The sequence below is a fragment of the Flavobacterium sp. GNP002 genome, assembly GCF_054343795.1.
Window position 1 is genome coordinate 523,516 of record NZ_JBTGUW010000001.1, and the last position, 18,310, is coordinate 541,825.

The 18,310-nt window shown below is 33.9% G+C and carries 16 protein-coding genes; 7 read left to right on the forward strand and 9 right to left on the reverse strand.

Annotated features, from left to right (window positions below; translation table 11 throughout):
* Positions 1 to 3: 3 nt before the first annotated feature.
* The 7 genes from ACXX80_RS02390 to topA all read right to left on the reverse strand — a co-directional run bounded on the left by ACXX80_RS02390 (position 4) and on the right by topA (position 9,745).
* The gene (locus ACXX80_RS02390; RefSeq protein ID WP_458551835.1) at positions 4 to 1,053 is read right to left on the reverse strand and encodes an NAD(P)/FAD-dependent oxidoreductase; all 1,050 of its coding nucleotides are present in this window, start codon (positions 1,051 to 1,053) and stop codon (positions 4 to 6) included.
* A 100-nt stretch (positions 1,054 to 1,153) separates the two neighbouring features.
* Positions 1,154 to 2,044, reverse strand: coding sequence for a type IX secretion system ring subunit PorN/GldN (gene porN / locus ACXX80_RS02395; RefSeq protein WP_417951281.1), 891 nt, complete (start codon positions 2,042 to 2,044; stop codon positions 1,154 to 1,156).
* A gap of 52 nt (positions 2,045 to 2,096) precedes the next feature.
* Positions 2,097 to 3,638, reverse strand: coding sequence for a type IX secretion system motor protein PorM/GldM (gene porM, locus ACXX80_RS02400; RefSeq protein ID WP_458551836.1), 1,542 nt, complete (start codon positions 3,636 to 3,638; stop codon positions 2,097 to 2,099).
* A gap of 45 nt (positions 3,639 to 3,683) precedes the next feature.
* Entirely contained in the window at positions 3,684 to 4,331 is a 648-nt protein-coding gene (porL, locus tag ACXX80_RS02405; RefSeq protein WP_458551837.1) for a type IX secretion system motor protein PorL/GldL, read from the reverse strand.
* 51 nt (positions 4,332 to 4,382) lie between these two features.
* A complete protein-coding gene (gene porK, locus ACXX80_RS02410; RefSeq protein ID WP_458551838.1) occupies positions 4,383 to 5,792 on the reverse strand; it encodes a T9SS ring complex lipoprotein PorK/GldK in 1,410 nt (469 codons plus the stop codon).
* Between the two features lie 269 nt (positions 5,793 to 6,061).
* A complete protein-coding gene (locus ACXX80_RS02415) occupies positions 6,062 to 7,213 on the reverse strand; it encodes a formimidoylglutamase (protein ID WP_458551839.1) in 1,152 nt (383 codons plus the stop codon).
* A gap of 3 nt (positions 7,214 to 7,216) precedes the next feature.
* Positions 7,217 to 9,745: a type I DNA topoisomerase gene (topA, locus tag ACXX80_RS02420; protein WP_458551840.1), complete on the reverse strand. Its 2,529-nt coding sequence runs from the start codon at positions 9,743 to 9,745 to the stop codon at positions 7,217 to 7,219.
* 440 nt (positions 9,746 to 10,185) lie between these two features.
* Here topA and miaB point away from each other — a divergent pair, with 440 nt between their 5' ends.
* The 7 genes from miaB to groL all read left to right on the forward strand — a co-directional run bounded on the left by miaB (position 10,186) and on the right by groL (position 16,942).
* A complete protein-coding gene (gene miaB / locus ACXX80_RS02425) occupies positions 10,186 to 11,631 on the forward strand; it encodes a tRNA (N6-isopentenyl adenosine(37)-C2)-methylthiotransferase MiaB (RefSeq protein ID WP_458551841.1) in 1,446 nt (481 codons plus the stop codon).
* Between the two features lie 82 nt (positions 11,632 to 11,713).
* Complete coding sequence (locus ACXX80_RS02430; protein ID WP_458551842.1) at positions 11,714 to 12,970, forward strand: sigma-54 interaction domain-containing protein; 1,257 nt, start codon at positions 11,714 to 11,716, stop codon at positions 12,968 to 12,970.
* Positions 12,971 to 13,071: 101 nt separating this feature from the next.
* Entirely contained in the window at positions 13,072 to 13,575 is a 504-nt protein-coding gene (locus ACXX80_RS02435; RefSeq protein WP_458551843.1) for an LptE family protein, read from the forward strand.
* A gap of 81 nt (positions 13,576 to 13,656) precedes the next feature.
* The gene (locus tag ACXX80_RS02440) at positions 13,657 to 14,511 is read left to right on the forward strand and encodes a tetratricopeptide repeat protein (protein WP_458551844.1); all 855 of its coding nucleotides are present in this window, start codon (positions 13,657 to 13,659) and stop codon (positions 14,509 to 14,511) included.
* Positions 14,512 to 14,514: 3 nt separating this feature from the next.
* Entirely contained in the window at positions 14,515 to 14,859 is a 345-nt protein-coding gene (gene secG, locus ACXX80_RS02445) for a preprotein translocase subunit SecG (RefSeq protein WP_282727367.1), read from the forward strand.
* Positions 14,860 to 14,998: 139 nt separating this feature from the next.
* Complete coding sequence (locus tag ACXX80_RS02450) at positions 14,999 to 15,274, forward strand: co-chaperone GroES (protein ID WP_007137725.1); 276 nt, start codon at positions 14,999 to 15,001, stop codon at positions 15,272 to 15,274.
* 39 nt (positions 15,275 to 15,313) lie between these two features.
* Complete coding sequence (groL, locus tag ACXX80_RS02455; RefSeq protein ID WP_039108955.1) at positions 15,314 to 16,942, forward strand: chaperonin GroEL; 1,629 nt, start codon at positions 15,314 to 15,316, stop codon at positions 16,940 to 16,942.
* 72 nt (positions 16,943 to 17,014) lie between these two features.
* Here groL and ACXX80_RS02460 read toward each other — a convergent pair whose 3' ends face one another.
* Both ACXX80_RS02460 and ACXX80_RS02465 read right to left on the reverse strand, forming a co-directional pair.
* Positions 17,015 to 17,695: a DedA family protein gene (locus ACXX80_RS02460; RefSeq protein WP_458551845.1), complete on the reverse strand. Its 681-nt coding sequence runs from the start codon at positions 17,693 to 17,695 to the stop codon at positions 17,015 to 17,017.
* 264 nt (positions 17,696 to 17,959) lie between these two features.
* Positions 17,960 to 18,301, reverse strand: coding sequence for a heavy-metal-associated domain-containing protein (locus ACXX80_RS02465; RefSeq protein ID WP_458551846.1), 342 nt, complete (start codon positions 18,299 to 18,301; stop codon positions 17,960 to 17,962).
* Positions 18,302 to 18,310 lie beyond the last annotated feature (9 nt).

An 18,310-nucleotide genomic window follows, 5' to 3' on the forward strand; every position in this document is an offset into this window, starting at 1 on the left:
GCATTACCGCCCTTTACGCAGAAATCTGTTAATATCAATCTCCTTATTTAAAGGCACCTGATTTTCTATATTTTCAAATAATGCTTTTGCCATTGCTGGTCCTAGCATAACTCCTCTAGTTCCCAAACCATTTAGAATATGTATTAATTCATAATTTTGATGTGTTCCCACTAATGGTCTTCTGTCTTTTACTGTAGGTCGAACACCAGCAAAATGCTCTATAATTTCAAAATCACAGCTTATAATTTCTTTTATCCTAGTTACTAATTCCGTTTTTCCTTCCTCAGTAGGCAAATCCGTTTTATCTTTCCAATTATATGTTGCTCCAACTTTGAATAAATCATTCCCTAAAGGCAAAATAAACACACTCGTATTGACAATCACATCTAAATCCAACTTAGGTGCTTTAATAATAAAAAGCTCTCCTTTAGTACCGTCTAAAGGCAACTGATTAAAATAAGGATTGGCATGCATACCAAAACCTTCTGCAAAAATGATATGCTTGGCGTGAATATCTTTATAACGAACACCATCACTTTCAATTTGTAAATCATCATAATCAAATGCTTCTTCTTGAAATAAATTGTTTTCTTTCAGATATTCTCTGTATTTATTTAATAACAAAGCGGTGTCTACATAGCCCGTTTGTAAAACTTCACCATATCCATAAGGGGAATCAATCCCAACATATTTTTTAGAAATCAATTGTGTAGATAAAAAAGGAGCTAGCGCTACCTTATCTGAAGCTGTAAACCAATTATTCTGTTCTTCGACAGAAAAAAATTTCCTCAAAATTGGACTTTTAAAATCAATTTTACAATTTAGTTTTTCTTCTAAAAAAGTATAAAATTCATTCATAATCGCTAATTGCTCTTGGGCTTGCCAAACCTCACTAAAACGCTTTAAAATAACCGGATTATACAAACCTCCAGCAATTTTGGATGAATTTTGAGAATTGTTATCCAATACCAAAATAGATTTGTCATTACGCAAAGCAACCTCTGCAAATGAAATACCCGCTAAACCAGAACCTACAATTAAATAATCAATCATTTGAAATAATACCTTAAAAATAAGTGCAAAGTAAACACATTAAAACAAAAAAACTCTTACTATTACAGTAAGAGTTTTTTATTATATTTTAAAATCAGCATTAGTAATTCCACATATCTTGTTCGAAATTGCGAATTTTTTCTTTTACTCTTTCTGATTCTAATAATTGATTTTGAGCGTTATCCTTCATGTATTCTTCGATAGTTCTATCGCCGTATACATTTTCTTCTTTGTAAATAACACTATTAAAACGCCTAGAGTTTAATATTTGATCAAATGAAACTGGCATCGCTGAATTTTTATCATTGAACGCTTTTGCTTCATGCAAAACATCCCTTGCTGCTGGGAAAAACACCCAGAACAATTCGATATAATCTTTTTCATCACTGTTCATCGTATAAACATCCGGAGTTACAGGACAAATTCCCAACAAACGATACTTCAACTCACTCTGACGTTTGTCAAAATACCAGTATCCTTTAATTTTGTATTGGGTTACATCTTGTGCTGCTAAGTCTTGTTTTAAAATATACTCATCCGATATTTGATTTCCTGCATTTATTTGCTCTCTACCTGCATCAGTTGTGTCAATACGAGTCAATGAAGTTTGAATATCTTGCATCGATTTTTTAGTATTGAAATAACTGTCAGTGTACACCTCAGTAATTTTACCGTTTTTCAAAGCTTTAGTAAGCACATCATACAGTGATCTTCTATCAGATCCAATATTTGCAGTATCAATAGGAAAGTACAAAGCAAAATTAATTTTTTCGCTTAAGTCAATAATTTCCCATGTAGTCTTACCCATTAAAACATCTCTATCATGTACATAACCATAGACTAATGGCTTATCATTATCTGAAATGAGCTGTGCCGCAGTTTTAAGTCCAATTTGGTCAGGAGTTTTTGCATTAAGCAAATTAGACTGCCCAAAAGAAGCAAAACTTCCCGTAATAGAGACTATAGCGATTAAAAAATTTCTTACATTCATCATATTATCATAATAAGAATTGAAGTAGGTCAAATATAAACTTACTTATTATTTATTGTATTTCAAAAATTACTGGAGCAGTTCTCGGTAATAAATAACTACCAGCACCTACCAATTTTGTTTTTATTTCAGAAATGGTAACTTGATCACCTCTTCCAGCTTTAGATAATGAGGCCTTACATTGTGCATTTAATCTGTTTCCTTGAACTACTACTGTACCTTGTCCAGTAACTTTAAGATTAAATCCGATAACATTTAAGCCAACTTCAAAATCAAAATCCTCTAGTTTGGCACCAATAGTTGCTATTTCAAGATTTGATTTAGGACCTTTAACAACTCCTGTTTCACCTCTAATAGTTCCTGTAGGACCTGGAATACCCTTAATTCTAAACACCTTTTTATCGGAAGCAACTTTTCCATCAGCCATTTTACCTGAAACATTAATTACTACCTCGTTTCCACTTTGAGGACTCATACTAAATTTTCCATTTCCAACTTTAGTCAAACCTGGAGCGGACGCATTAACATCTTTATCAGCAATACCTGCAAACGAGATAGAGATTGGATTTACAACTCCTCTATATACCACATTCATTTTATCAGCAGAAATAGTAGCCGAATTTGGTCTTGGAACTACAACATATTTCCCAGAAAACTTTAACGGAATTGTTTTTCCATCTTCAACAAAAGTAAATTGACCTCCAATCGTTTGTTCCCCTACTCCTCCAGCAGTTAAAGCAATTTTCGCCTGTCCTGTTGCAGGATCCAATCTTGCTCCTGTCACACTTTTTGGTTTCGTATTTTCGTCATAACGTCCTAAAACAACTTTTCCTGTAACTTGTTCTCCTTGGAAATAAGCATTTTTATCTAAAACTACAATTGCTTGGTAATTACTATAAGAAGCAGTTTCAACTGCTGCTTTTCCTAAAGCAATACTATATACATCTGATTCTGCTTTATTGATATCATTTTGCCAAGTAGAAAGTTTAGCAACTGAAGCAATAGCAGGAAACCCCTTAAAATGATAAGACAAAAATTTATCTTTTAAACCTTCTTTATTTTTAACATCCGAAACGTCAAATTTACTTTCAATTTCACTGATAATTGAACTATATTTTTTATCAGTTCCTAAAGCAACTTTCATGTCTGCTTTGTACTTAGTGATGGTTGCAATAATTTCATTCCCTTTTTTACCATACCCTTCTCCAGTGAACCAATCGTCTATATTATCCCCTTTATCCATTTCTTCATAAGGTAGTTTTCCTGTTTCTGGATCAACTTCATACCCTTTTGTCGCTTGCTCTTTCAAAGAAGCAATATAATTATAGAAATTATCAGTTATAACTTTAACATTGTGAGCCGTTTGTGCTGCTATTGCGAATTCACCTTTAGCTTCAGCTGCTTTTGTATCTAAAGCAACTAACATTTGCTCATTAGTTTGTTTTGAATTTACATTTGTGCTTTCAAATTTTTCATTCATTAATCCGAAACCTGATATCACTTCTTTTGAAACATTCATTGCCAACATAGCGATAAAAACCAAGTACATTAGGTTAATCATCTTCTGCCTTGGGGTTAGTTTTCCTCCTGCCATATTTTCTACTAATTAGTTTGTTGTTTTTATATCGTTTGAAACTAATTATCCTTTATTACCCATTGCAGAGAGCATACCGCCATAAACATTGTTCAATGAAGCAATATTTGCAGTCATAGATTGCATCTGTTCTTTCAATTTTCCTGCATTTTCAGCTATTTCTTTATTTGCTTCAGCATTTCTTGAAGCACTTTCTAATTGTACTTTGTATAAGCTGTTTAAAGATTCCATCTGAGCCGCAGCCATAGATAATTCCTCACTGTATTTTTTTGATGCAGAAATAGAATCTACTGTAGGAGCAATACCTTTAGCAGCTGATTCAAAATTTTTGATACTATTACCTAAACTCGCCATTAATTCTCCATCAATCTTAGCGTCTTTCAACATCGCATCCAATTTTTGAGACAACAATCCTTGAGCATCGTGTTCAGCTACTACTGGTTTAGCAATAGGAATAGCATTTTTATCTTTAAGTTGTGGGTATACCATTTCCCATTTATATTCGTCCTCAACTGGTTCAAAAGCAGAAAGTGCAAAAATAAAAGCCTCTGTTAATAAACCTATTGAAAGCATCAAAGTACCTGTTAATGGACCTAATTCAAAATGAGTAATTTTAAAAAGAGCGCCAATAATAACAACTGCTGCTCCCATACCGTATGCAAAATTCATTGCTTTTTTACCTAATAATGCCATAATAGTTTTTTTTTAATTTAATAGATATAGATTTGGTTTCTTTTAGTTTATTTATTTCTTTTTCCCGTTCCCAGTGGTTTGAAGTCCCATATAATCCTGAACAGTTCTAAAACCTATATAACTTCTTGCAGAATCTGCATACTCATGATCACGAGTACTTACTTGTAGGAAATAAGCAACGTCTTTCCATGATCCACCTCTAACTACTTTTCTTTGATTTTTATAATCCTGAACATTAGGGTTCATTGAAGAAACATATTCGTAAGCATTTGGATCATAAGATGAATTCGTCCATTCAGAAACGTTTCCGGCCATGTTATAAAGATTATAACCATTTGGCTCATACGATTTTGCTTCTACAGTATATAAAGCCTCATCTGCTGCATAATCCCCTCTATTAGGTTTAAAATTAGCAAGAAAACAACCTCTGTCATTTTTAGTATAAGGCCCCCCCCAAGGATAAGTAGCTGATTCTAAACCACCTCTTGCTGAATATTCCCATTCTGCTTCTGTTGGCAATCTGAATGAGTTTATTAAATCGTGACCTTTCTTTTTAGATTTTATGTAAGTGTTTTTATTTAAAGTTCTCCAAGCACAAAAAGCTTTTGCCTGAGTCCATTTAACTCCTACTACTGGATAATCTCCATAAGCTTTATGCCAGAAATAATCATTATGCATAGGCTCATTATAAGAATAAGCGTAATCTTTAATCCAAACGGTTGTATCAGGATATACTTTTACTTCTTCTGTTCTGATGAAATTTTTTCTATTTCCTACTTTGGCCTTTGCAGCAGCCTGGATATCCATCCAAGAGTAACGAAATTTCAATTTATTTACATCAATAGTTCTCAATCCATTGTATGAAGCCTCTATTGGCAAATACATTGAGTCCATTACTTCCGCGTAATACGCATCAGGATACAACTTAGTATCTTTGATTAGTTTCACTTTTTTGTTCAATTTTCTTCCTGCATACGGATCATCAGCAGTACCTACACTATAATAATTATCATACATGTATTTATCATAAGCCGTCATTTTTTCAGGATCTGAATCATTAAAAGCAAAATCACCAATACTCCCGGCATTTTTACCTTTACCTTTAGGATCTCCAGCTCCAGCGGCCTGACCACTTTCATCAGCAAGAATAGCTAATCTAACTCTCATAGTAGAATCCTTTACCCATTCTACAAATTGACGGTATTCACTATTTGTAATTTCCGTTTCATCCATATAAAACGAACGCACAGTAACTGTTTTAGTAGGAGCATCTTCCACATTAGCTAAATCACCATCTGATTTACCCATAATAAAAGCACCACCAGGAATCAAAGCCATTCCATAAGGCTTTTCAGGATGCCATTTTCCTCCATTAATACCGACTAATTCTCCTTTATCGCTTGATTTACCACAGCCAATTAAAAGGGCCAAAATTGACGTATATGCAATGAACTTCTTCATATAAAATTGGTTATCTATTCATTATTTTTTAAGTGTGTAAACCTATTTATTATTTATTAATAAAACAATATTTTTACTGTGAAATTAATTCGAGCTCAAAAATAATGTTAAATAAAATACAAAAAAAATATTTTATCGACAAAATGCAAAAATAATCGACAAAATGCATTAAAATTATTTTTTTATGTTTTTTCTACAGTTAAGCTTATAAAAATATATTAATTTTTAATCAGTCTTCAAGGATTGAATTGTAAATCTCGAATATTTAATTATAAAACATTCTTACGTTGAGCTTTCCACCATCTTTCAGGCAATTCTTGGTTACATGCTAATAAATATTCTTCATAGGAACATGGTAATAACGTATTTCTTTTTAGTTTATTATTACCATTTGAAATAAATGGAATTTCTATCCACCATCTATCCGTTTTATCACTTTTATAAAAAACAAGTTCCTCTTCTTCTAATGGAACAATGTATTTTAAATAATTTTCTTTACTCCCAAAAGGATATTCATTAGAACGATAATGAAACCCCTCTATGAAATACCAAATTATCTGTGCTATGATGACAGATTCTTGAGCCGAATTATTATGGTTGAATATTCCAAATGACGAAACTTTATCACTTATCCCTGCATATCGTGACAAAGAACAAATCTCTTTTCCATTAAAACCATTTGGTGCAAACGAAATAAAATTTCCAGAATCAGATGATTTAACCGAATTCAAATCAATACTTACTAAATCGGCATCTCTAAAAACAGGCTCCGAAATAGAGATATTATTCGAAACTTCTCCTAATCTATAGGCGTCGAAAAAAAGTTTTTCTATCAAATCTATTTCTTCCTGCGAATTAAAATACGTTTGATACCCAATATTACAATAATTGAAAAGATTATTTGGTTCGTCTACAATTATTTTTGTTAAGTAAGAAGAAGCCGAAACTTCCTCTTCGTCCTTACCAAAATCAAATTTATTATCAATGGAAACTAAATTGACCATTTGTTCCAAATCATCGTAAGCTCTGTAGAGCGCATACGTCAAATCTTGGGAACCGCCAATAACGATAGGTGTGATTTTTTTCTTGATTAGACTTGCAACTACTTTTTTTAATGCAAAATAAGTATCTTCAGTAGAGTTTCCTGCTAAAATATCCCCTAAATCAGCAATAGAAGCATCCCAATTTCCTGGGAACAACCCATAAAGCTCTTTTCTAAGTGGTACTAAATCAACATCAGAAACCGCTTTTTTATCTCCTTGGTTTTCTAAAACACCTATTACAGCAATTTTAATCTTATTTAAATCAGGAAATTGTTCATTAGTGTGCAAAACTATTTTACTTCCAAGTTGCTGAGAAGTCAATCCATTTATAAAGTCTAGAATTTCATCATCTAGGGGTTTAAGAAAATCAAATTCCATTTTTTACTTTTTTGCTACGGGTTTCTTAACTACTGCTTTCTTAGCAGGTGCTTTCTTCGCAGGTGCTTTTTTAGCAGCTGCTTTTTTAGCCGGCGTTTTCTTGGCAATCATTTCCTGAACTTCTTCTAATGTCAATTTTGTAGCATCAACATCTTTGCTTAATTCAATTTTGATTTTACCTTTTGTAATAACTGAACGACCCCAGCGGGCTTTTTCAACTAAAATTCCTTCTTCTTCCCAATTATGCAAAACCTTATCAATATTCTTTTGCAATTTATCTTCTATCAACGCTTCAATGTCTGCTTGAGACAAATTATCAAAATTATATTTCTTACTCACATTTATAAACAAGCCGTCCCATTTGATAAAAGGACCAAAACGACCCACACCTTTTTGAACACCTTCACCTTTATAAACTGCAATCGGTGCATCGGCTAGTGCTTTTTCATCGATTAATTCCTGAGCTCTTTCAAAATCTACATCTAATGGATTTTCACCTTTTGGCAAAGAAACAAAAGCAGCACCGTGACGAATATAAGGACCATAACGGCCATTACTCACTTCAACTTCTTCTCCTTTATATTCACCTAAATTTTTTGGTAATAAAAATAAATTCAATGTTTCTTCGAGAGTGATGTTTCCAATGTTTTGATCGTTCATCAAACTCGCAAACTTTTTCTCTTCATCATCAGCAGCACCTATTTGAGCCATGGGTCCAAATTTCCCTAAACGAACTGAAACCGGTTTCCCTGTTTTTGGATCTATTCCTAAAATTCTCTCCCCACTTTCTCTATCCGCATTCGCTTCTACATCTTTCACGATTGGGTGAAATTGATCATAGAATTCTTGCATCATTTTCGTCCAAACGATATTTCCTTCGGCAATTTCATCAAAATCCTGTTCCACTTTTGCAGTGAAATTATAATCTAAAATATTGCCGAAATTCTTAACTAAGAAATCTGTAACAATTGTTCCAATATCGGTAGGAACTAATTTCCCTTTATCAGAACCGGTATTTTCTTTCAATAGCTTCTCTCCTACTTTTCCGGATTGTAACGTCAATTGCGTATAATTACGTTCTTGTCCGTCAAGATTTCCTTTCTCTACATAATTTCTATTGATAATCGTAGAAATCGTTGGTGCATAAGTAGAAGGACGACCAATACCCAATTCTTCTAATTTTTTCACCAAGGAAGCTTCAGTATATCTTGCAGCTGCACGAGAATATCTCTCTGTCGCAGTAATGTAATTATTTTGTAATTTTTCGTTGACTTTCATTGCAGGCAACATTCCTTCTTGTTCTTCTTCATCGTCATCATGACCTTCCAAGTACACTTTCAAGAAACCTTCAAAAAGCAACACTTCTCCAGATGCCGTGAAAATTTCACTGTGATTGTTTGCTTCAATTTTCACGTTGGTACGTTCTAATTGTGCATCACTCATTTGAGAAGCCAACGTCCTTTTCCAAATCAAATCATACAAACGCGCTTGGTCTCTGTCAATATCTACCGTATGACGAGACATATCCGTAGGACGAATCGCCTCGTGTGCTTCTTGTGCGCCTTTACTTTTATTGACAAATGTTCGCGGTTTAGAAAACTCTTTTCCATAGGACTTGATAATTTCAGCCTGAGCAGCTTCCATCGCATCTTTGGATAAGTTCACACTATCCGTTCTCATATACGTGATAAGTCCCGCTTCGTACAAACGTTGTGCGAGTTGCATGGTAATTCCAACAGGCAAATACAATTTTCTCGCTGCTTCTTGTTGCAAAGTAGAAGTTGTAAATGGACCAGTTGGTGATTTTTTGGTAGGCTTCGTTTCTAAATCAGCTACCTTATATGTAGAACCTATATTTTTATTTAAAAAATCTTCAGCTTCTTTTTTAGTATTGAAATTTTTAGGAAGTTTAGCTTTAAATGACTTTCCAGCTTCGTTAGTGAATTCCGCCACAACAGAATATGTTGCAACAGCATTAAAGTTGTGAATTTCTCTTTCACGTTCCACAATCAAACGAACCGAAACCGATTGAACACGTCCGGCAGAAAGTCCTCCTTTTATTTTTCTCCAAAGTACCGGAGATAATTCATACCCAACCAATCGATCTAATACACGTCGCGCTTGTTGCGCATTGACTAAATTATAATCAATTTCACGTGGATTATCAATCGCTTTTAGAATCGCAGTTTTAGTAATTTCGTGAAATACAATACGTTTTGTTTTACTTTTGTCTAATTTTAATTCTTCGGCTAAATGCCAAGAAATAGCCTCACCCTCGCGATCCTCATCACTTGCTAACCAGACCATTTCAGCTTTTTTAGCTAGTCCTTTTAATTTAGTTACCAACGCTTTTTTATCGGCAGAAACTTCGTATTTGGGTTTAAAACCATTTTCTACATCTACACCAATTTCTTTAGAAGGTAAGTCAGCAATATGTCCATAACTGGACTCTACTTGAAAATCACTTCCTAGAAATTTTTCGATTGTTTTTGCCTTTGCAGGGGACTCAACTATAACTAAATTCTTTGCCATTGCTCTATTTTTCTGGGACAAAAGTATCTAATTTTTTTAAATATTGGGCTGTTGATTTTATTTTTGAATTATTTCACAATGATTAATAGGTAAGTTATTGTCATATTCGACTGTTTTTAGCCCCGATTAATTCACAATAGATTTATTTTAAATGGAGTTCAGTCCAGTCCCGAATGCATTGAAAAGCCAGGAGCAAAAAAGCAAAAGTTTCCTGTTCTAAAAAACGACCAACGGAAGGTTTTTTTTAGGACTTTGGAAACTTTACTTTTTTTGTGAATCCTGAAAGGTCGGGATTCTAACGGAAAGCGGAACACGAGCGAAGCCAACTCACGAAGTAAATAGCTATCCAGAAAAAATGCCTTAAAATAGTGTTAATTCTTAATCTGACATCTTGTCATATTTATTTGAATTGCGTTATCTTTGTCCTTTGAAAATACATGATGGAAAAGATTATTGAAGAAAGTAAGCAGGGCGAGAGTCTTGTTCTAGAGAATAAACCTGAGAATACAAAAAAACTATTTATTGAAAGTTATGGTTGTGCGATGAATTTTTCGGACAGCGAAATTGTAGCTTCCATATTATCTGGAAACGGATACAACACAACTCAAGTGCTGGAAGAAGCCGATTTGGTTTTGGTGAACACCTGTTCTATTCGGGACAAGGCAGAGCAAACCATTCGCAAACGTTTAGAGAAATACAATGCGGTGAAACGCATTAATCCAAAAATGAAAGTCGGCGTTTTAGGCTGTATGGCCGAGCGTTTGAAAAGTCAATTCCTCGAAGAAGAAAAAATTGTAGACCTTGTTGTGGGGCCTGATGCTTATAAAGATTTACCAAACCTTTTGCAAGAAGTTGAAGAAGGCCGTGATGCGATTAACGTGATTTTGTCGAAAGACGAAACCTATGGTGATATTTCACCGGTTCGATTGATGAGCAACGGAATTACAGCTTTGGTTTCTATCACGCGTGGTTGTGATAATATGTGTACGTTTTGCGTGGTACCTTTTACCCGCGGACGCGAACGCAGCCGTGAACCACAAAGTATCATGAAAGAAATCCAAGATTTATGGGACAAAGGATTTAAAGAAATTACGCTTTTGGGACAAAACGTGGATAGTTTCCTTTGGTACGGCGGCGGATTGAAAAAAGATTTTGAGAATGCTACCGAAATGCAAAAAGCTACTGCAGTTGACTTTGATCAATTACTGGAAATGGTAGCGGTTGGTTTTCCAAAAATGCGCATTAGATTTTCGACGTCAAATCCGCAAGATATGCACGAAAGTGTTTTGCATGTGATTGCGAAGCATCCTAATATTTGCAAGCATATTCACTTGCCAGTTCAATCTGGAAGCAATAGAATTCTAAAAGAAATGAACCGTTTGCACACGCGTGAAGAATACATGACTTTGATTGACAAAATCAGAACTATTATTCCAAATAGCTCTATTTCACAGGATATGATTGCTGGTTTCCCAACAGAAACTGAACAAGATCATCAAGACACCTTAAGTTTGATGGAATATGTAAAATATAATTTTGGTTATATGTACTCATATTCAGAACGTCCGGGAACATTGGCAGGAAGAAAAATGGAAGATGACGTTACCGAAGAAACGAAAGCCAGAAGATTACAGGAAATTGTTGATTTACAGCAAAAACACGCTTGGTTCCGCAGTGAAGAATTCATTGGACAAACCGTAGAAGTTTTAGTAGAAAAAGTTTCCAAAAAATCAACAGAAGAATTTTCTGGAAGAAATTCACAAAGTATTACCGTTGTTTTTCCAAAAGAGAATTACAAGATTGGTGATTTTGTTTTGGTTAAAATTGAAAGCTGTACCAGCGGAACCTTAAAAGGAAAAGCAGTTGGGTTGAGTGAGATGAATTAAAAAAGTTTGTTTCAGGTTTCAGGTTTAAAGTTCTCTCGATAACTTGAAACCTGAAACAAAGAAAACTTTAAACAAAAATAAAATGGAATCAGTTCAAGCTATAAAACAACGATTTGAGATTATCGGGAATGACCCGAAGCTTAATCGTGCGATAGAAAAAGCCATACAGGTTGCTCCTACTGATATTACTGTATTAGTAGCGGGAGAAAGTGGCGTTGGAAAAGAGAATATTCCTAGAATTATTCATTCGCTTTCGCACAGAAAACACGGAAAATACATTGCTGTAAACTGTGGAGCCATTCCAGAAGGAACGATTGATAGTGAGCTTTTCGGACATGAAAAAGGGGCGTTTACCGGAGCCACAGGAACTCGCGAGGGTTATTTTGAAGTCGCTGACGGCGGAACTATTTTCTTGGATGAAGTAGGTGAATTACCACTTACCACTCAAGTGCGTTTGTTGCGTGTTCTTGAAAATGGGGAATTTATAAAAGTAGGTTCTTCACAGGTTCAAAAAACTGACGTGAGAATTGTAGCCGCTACGAATGTCAATTTATTTGATGCTATCGAAAAAGGAAAATTTCGTGAGGATTTATATTATCGTTTGAGTACGGTGGATATTACTTTACCTCCTTTGCGCGATCGAAAAGATGACATTCATTTATTATTCCGGAAATTCGTTGCTGATTTTGCCCATAAATACAAAATGCCACCTTTGAAACTGGATGAGAATGCAGTTCAGTTACTACAGAAATTTCGCTGGAGCGGAAACATTAGACAATTGCGAAATGTAGCCGAACAAATCTCCGTTTTAGAAACGAATCGAGATATATCAGCAGTAACTTTGCAATCGTATCTTCCGGTTTTGGGAAACAATTTACCATCTGTTATAAAGGACAAGAAAAGTGAAAGTGATTTTAGTACCGAAAGAGAAATTTTGTACAAAGTCCTTTTTGATATGAAAAATGATTTGAATGATTTGAAAAAACTAACATTAGAATTGATTCAAAACGGAAGTTCAAAAGTGCAGGAGACAAATCAAAATTTGATAAAAAAAATATACGGTTCAAAAGAAAATGACAGTGAAATCGATTTTGAAGAAGAACCTAGAGCATCATTAATAGCGTCTCAAAACAATGATGATTTATATCAGGAACATGATGACAATTATCTTTTTGCAGAAACAATCGAAGAAGAAGAAACTTTGCGTTTAGAACAAAAAGAAATCGAAATGATTAAAAAATCATTAGAAAAAAACAAAGGAAAACGAAAAGCTGCCGCAGACGAATTAGGCATTTCTGAACGGACTTTATATAGAAAAATTAAGCAATTTGACTTGTAGTTTTTACCACAAAAACACTAAGAGACAAAATGATTTAATTCAAAATGAATATCTTTGGCCTAAGCCTTAGCGAACCTGCGAAGTAATTTTTAAAATAAAAAATGAAACATATCAAATTTATTCTTCTTTCAATATTTGCACTGAGCATCAATAGTTGCTCGGTTTATAACTTTACCGGAACTGGCAAAATTGACGCTAAAACATTTCAGGTTGGTTTTTTTCAGAATAACGCTGAATTGATTGAACCTGGTATTGACAGAACATTTACATTAGAACTTCAAGATTTAATTCAGAACCAAACCAATTTGAACTTGGTCAAAAATGGCGCTGATTTGACCTATGAAGGAGAAATTGTAGATTACAGAATAAGTCCAATGACCGCAACAGCGGATCAGCGAGCTGCTCAAAACCGTTTAACGATTCGGGTTAATGTTCGGTTTACAAATAAAAATAAAGAGTCCGATGATTTTGAAAAACCATTCACATTTTTCTACGATTATCCTGCGGAACAGCAATTAACAGGTGCAACTTTAAACAGCGCTTTAAAGGAAATTTTTGAAAGAATTACACAGGATATATTTAATGAGTCTCTTGCAAAATGGTAAATGAAGTATTGATTCGGTTATTTGTTGATTCGGTTAATCGGAGAACAAATAAACGAATGACCAAATAAACGAATACCCTATATGAACGTAACCGATTATACTTATTTGATTAATAAACCTGATTCTATCCATGAAAAGCAAACGGAAGCTTTGGAAAAAGTACTCGTCGAGTTTCCTTATTTTCAAAGTGCCAGAGCAATTCAATTAAAAGGGCTTTACAATCAAAACAGTTTTAAATACAATACTGCTCTAAAAATTACTGCAGCACATTCAACAGACCGATCTATTTTATTTGATTTCATCACTTCGGATACGTTTACTTCGATTCAAAAAGGACTTTACGATAAAAAAGCATTAGAAATTCTTGATATAAAAGTAGTCGACAGTGAAATTATTGTTACTGAAGAAAAAACGGAGTCTAAAATAAATTCTTTAGAAAGATCCATACTAACTTCAATAAAAGAGGCTTCAGCAGTTGATGTTGATGATAATTCTTCAAAAACCCCAGAAGAGAAACTGGCAATTGGAAAGCCTTTAGATTTCTCTAAAAGTGAACAACATTCCTTTCAAGAATGGCTTCAACTTTCCCGTACTGAGCCTATCGAAAGAGAAAAAGAAAGCCCTATTAATTTGCCACTTCCTATAATAGATGAAGACAAAAGAAAAAAATTAGAATTAATAGATAAGTTTATTGAAGCGAGTCCAAAGATTTCTCCGGTAAAACACGGAGTTGCTTCCACCGTTACTTTTGACTTAAATGCAGCCGATAATTCCTTCTTGATGACGGAAACTTTGGCTAGAGTCTATTTGGAACAAAAAAAATATCAAAAAGCGATTCAAGCTTATGAAATATTAATTTTGAAATATCCAGAAAAAAGTAGTTTCTTTGCAGACCGCATATCGGATATTAAGATTTTACAACATAATAATAATTAAACAATGAGCACATTTTCAATTTTTTTAGTTTTAATAACTATAGTTTGTTTTCTATTAATCGTAGTTATAATGGTTCAAAACCCTAAAGGTGGAGGATTATCATCTACAATAGGTGGTTCTCAAATGTTAGGTGGAGTACAAAAAACAACTGATTTTTTAGACAAAAGCACTTGGACATTAGCAACTATATTAATTGCACTTATATTACTTTCTAGCTTAAGCTTTACAGGAACATTGAGTGATACCGATTCTAAAATCATTGAAAACACAGGAAGTGCAGCGCCAGCTACAAACACGCCTGTTGCTCCTGCTCAAAACACACCTGCTGCAACAAATCCAGCAAAATAAATTATTACAACATATTCTAAATGCCAGCCTGTCAAAGCTGGCATTTTTTATAAGAAATTATGTCAGTTTCATTAGGATGGCACAATTTCTGAAATCTCTATAACCGTAATAAAAATAAATACTAAAAAAATATAAAATCATGGCTTTAAACATTAAACCACTTTCAGACAGAGTTCTTATCGAACCCGTTGCAGCTGAAACAAAAACTGCTTCAGGGATTTTTATTCCAGATACAGCTAAAGAAAAACCCCAAAAAGGAACTGTTGTTGCTGTTGGAAACGGAACAAAAGAACACACAATGACTGTAAAAATTGGAGATTCTGTTCTTTACGGTAAATACGCTGGAACTGAATTAAAACTGGAAGGAAAAGATTATTTGATCATGCGTGAAGACGATATTTTAGCAATAATATAATCGAATTAACAAATAAACGAATTAACAAATAAAATTAAAATGGCAAAAGATATAAAATTTGATATTGAAGCACGTGACGGATTAAAACGTGGTGTTGATGCATTGGCAAATGCAGTAAAAGTAACGCTAGGACCAAAAGGTCGTAATGTAATTATTGGAAAAGCTTTTGGTGGACCAAACGTTACTAAAGATGGTGTTACCGTTGCAAAAGAAATTGAATTAAAAGATCCATTGGAAAACATGGGTGCTCAAATGGTAAAAGAAGTAGCGTCTAAAACTAATGATTTAGCTGGAGACGGAACTACAACTGCAACTGTATTGGCTCAAGCTATAGTAAAAGAAGGCTTGAAAAACGTTGCTGCGGGTGCAAATCCAATGGATTTGAAACGTGGTATTGACAAAGCAGTTGAAGCTATTGTGGCTGACTTAGCAAAACAAGCAAAAGTAGTAGGAAGTGATTCTGAGAAAATTAAACAAATTGCTTCGATTTCTGCTAACAATGACGAAGTAATTGGTGAGTTAATCGCTACTGCTTTCGCAAAAGTTGGAAAAGAAGGTGTTATTACTGTTGAAGAAGCCAAAGGAACTGATACGTATGTTGATGTTGTAGAAGGAATGCAATTTGACAGAGGATATCTTTCTCCGTATTTTGTGACTAATTCAGAAAAAATGGAAGTAGAATTGGAAAATCCTTATATCCTTTTGTACGATAAAAAAGTTTCTTCATTAAAAGAATTATTACCAGTTCTTGAGCCAGTTGCTCAATCTGGAAAACCATTATTGATTATTGCTGAAGATGTTGATGGTGAAGCATTATCTACATTAGTTGTAAATAAATTACGTGGAGCTTTGAAAATTGCTGCTGTAAAAGCACCTGGTTTTGGTGACAGAAGAAAAGCAATGTTAGAAGATATCGCTATCTTAACTGGTGGAACTGTAATTTCTGAAGAAAGAGGATACACTTTAGAAAACACAACTATCGAAATGTTAGGAACTGCTAAGAAAGTGACTATCGATAAAGATAATACTACAATTGTAAGTGGTGCTGGCGAAGCTGATATCATCAAAAATCGCGTAAACCAAATCAAAGGTCAAATGGAAGCTACCACTTCTGATTATGACAAAGAAAAGTTGCAGGAACGTTTGGCTAAATTAGCTGGTGGAGTTGCTGTACTTTATGTTGGTGCTGCTTCTGAAGTAGAAATGAAAGAGAAAAAAGACAGAGTTGACGATGCTCTTCACGCAACTCGTGCTGCTGTTGAAGAAGGAATTGTTGCTGGTGGTGGTGTAGCTTTATTGAGAGCTAAAAATGCACTTAGCACAATTAAAGCTGATAATGCAGATGAAGCAACAGGAATTCAAATTGTATCTCGTGCTGTAGAGTCTCCATTGAGAACTATTGTTGAAAATGCAGGACTTGAAGGTTCAGTTGTTGTTGCAAAAGTAGCCGAAGGTTCAGGCGATTTTGGTTACAACGCAAAAACAGACGAGTATGTTGATATGCTTAAAGCAGGAATTATTGATCCTAAAAAAGTAACACGTGTAGCATTAGAAAACGCAGCTTCGGTTGCTGGAATGATATTGACTACTGAATGTGCTTTGATTGATATTAAAGAAGATAATGGCGGTGGAAACCCAATGGGTGGAGGTATGCCAGGAATGATGTAATATCAATCCTTAATAAATAAAAAACCGTCCCGATGTAAATCAGGACGGTTTTTTTATGCTACAAAATATTTATTATTCTTGAGTTTTTGATTTTCTGCTGAACTTATAAATTACAGGTAAAACAGTAATTCCGACTAAAATCAAAACAATTAACTCGATATGTTCCTTTAAATCAATTTGATAATTATCAAGCAAGAATCCATATAAATAGTGTCCTGCAAAAATTAATGTAAACGACCAGATAAATGAACTTAAGATATTATAAAACATGAATTTTTGTTTATCCATGGACACAATTCCTGCTACTATAGGCGCAAAGGTTCTAAATATTGGAAGAAAACGAGCAAAAATAATTGCTTTACCTCCGTATTTTTCAAAAAAGTCTTTTGATTGAACCAAGTATTTTTTCTTAAACCAAAAACTATCTTCCTTGTTGTACAAATAGTAACCACTTTTTGAACCAAACCAATATCCTACAACATTTCCCAATATTCCTGATAATGCCACAAGGGTTGATAAAAGAACAACATTTATAAAATCGTTATTAATAAATACAATATTCTCTATTAAATCACGGCTGTAAATCCCTGCCAAAAACAACAAACTGTCACCCGGTAAAAAGAAACCCGCAAAAAGACCTGTTTCTGCAAAAACAATAAATAAAACTATATAAATACCCAATTTAATTCCATTAACATCAAAATGAATATAAAAAAGCGGGTCAATCAAATTCTTCCAATCAAAATCGTTCATTCTACGGTGTTTTATGCTAAAATTATTCGTGCGTGAAAGTACGGATAATATATCTTAACCACAATTTATGATACTATTTTAAAGTTTTATTAACTATTTAAATTAGCCGAATTAACTTTACCTAGTTTACAATCAAATGTTGTTTGTAACAATCGTTATTCTAGTTATATACAAAACAGTTATTTTTTAGTTTACAACCTTAACTTAAAAAAAATTAAAATCGGGCATTAAAAAAACCAAAGCTTCCACTTTGGTTTTTTAAAATTATTTTCGCTCATATTGACAACAAGTGTGAAGTTTTTCATAATCTTCCTTTAAAGCCTTTACTTCATCAGTATCGTGACCTGCTTTTGCAATCGCTTTTTGAATTGTAGTCACATCAGTTTTCTGCTCGTTTACTATCAAATATAAAGTACCACAATCCATATGCCAATCGGCAGATTTCACTCCTGAAACACTCAATGCCGCTTTCTCGATTCTCTTTTTACACATTTCACAATTCCCGTTCACCTGAAATTCAACTTTAGCGTTTTTATTTTTCACCTCTTGAGCCTGAACTGTAAATCCAACAAATGTCAGTAACAATATTACTATGATATTTTTCATCATTTAAAT

What these genes read in the sequence shown, in the direction of transcription:
- ACXX80_RS02390 (WP_458551835.1), bottom strand. Translation starts at nt 1,053, where the DNA reads ATGATTGATTATTTAATTGTAGGTTCTGGTTTAGCGGGTATTTCATTT.
- porN (WP_417951281.1), bottom strand. Translation starts at nt 2,044, where the DNA reads ATGAATGTAAGAAATTTTTTAATCGCTATAGTCTCTATTACGGGAAGT.
- porM (WP_458551836.1), bottom strand. Translation starts at nt 3,638, where the DNA reads ATGGCAGGAGGAAAACTAACCCCAAGGCAGAAGATGATTAACCTAATG.
- porL (WP_458551837.1), bottom strand. Translation starts at nt 4,331, where the DNA reads ATGGCATTATTAGGTAAAAAAGCAATGAATTTTGCATACGGTATGGGA.
- porK (WP_458551838.1), bottom strand. Translation starts at nt 5,792, where the DNA reads ATGAAGAAGTTCATTGCATATACGTCAATTTTGGCCCTTTTAATTGGC.
- ACXX80_RS02415 (WP_458551839.1), bottom strand. Translation starts at nt 7,213, where the DNA reads ATGGAATTTGATTTTCTTAAACCCCTAGATGATGAAATTCTAGACTTT.
- topA (WP_458551840.1), bottom strand. Translation starts at nt 9,745, where the DNA reads ATGGCAAAGAATTTAGTTATAGTTGAGTCCCCTGCAAAGGCAAAAACA.
- miaB (WP_458551841.1), top strand. Translation starts at nt 10,186, where the DNA reads ATGGAAAAGATTATTGAAGAAAGTAAGCAGGGCGAGAGTCTTGTTCTA.
- ACXX80_RS02430 (WP_458551842.1), top strand. Translation starts at nt 11,714, where the DNA reads ATGGAATCAGTTCAAGCTATAAAACAACGATTTGAGATTATCGGGAAT.
- ACXX80_RS02435 (WP_458551843.1), top strand. Translation starts at nt 13,072, where the DNA reads ATGAAACATATCAAATTTATTCTTCTTTCAATATTTGCACTGAGCATC.
- ACXX80_RS02440 (WP_458551844.1), top strand. Translation starts at nt 13,657, where the DNA reads ATGAACGTAACCGATTATACTTATTTGATTAATAAACCTGATTCTATC.
- secG (WP_282727367.1), top strand. Translation starts at nt 14,515, where the DNA reads ATGAGCACATTTTCAATTTTTTTAGTTTTAATAACTATAGTTTGTTTT.
- ACXX80_RS02450 (WP_007137725.1), top strand. Translation starts at nt 14,999, where the DNA reads ATGGCTTTAAACATTAAACCACTTTCAGACAGAGTTCTTATCGAACCC.
- groL (WP_039108955.1), top strand. Translation starts at nt 15,314, where the DNA reads ATGGCAAAAGATATAAAATTTGATATTGAAGCACGTGACGGATTAAAA.
- ACXX80_RS02460 (WP_458551845.1), bottom strand. Translation starts at nt 17,695, where the DNA reads ATGAACGATTTTGATTGGAAGAATTTGATTGACCCGCTTTTTTATATT.
- ACXX80_RS02465 (WP_458551846.1), bottom strand. Translation starts at nt 18,301, where the DNA reads ATGAAAAATATCATAGTAATATTGTTACTGACATTTGTTGGATTTACA.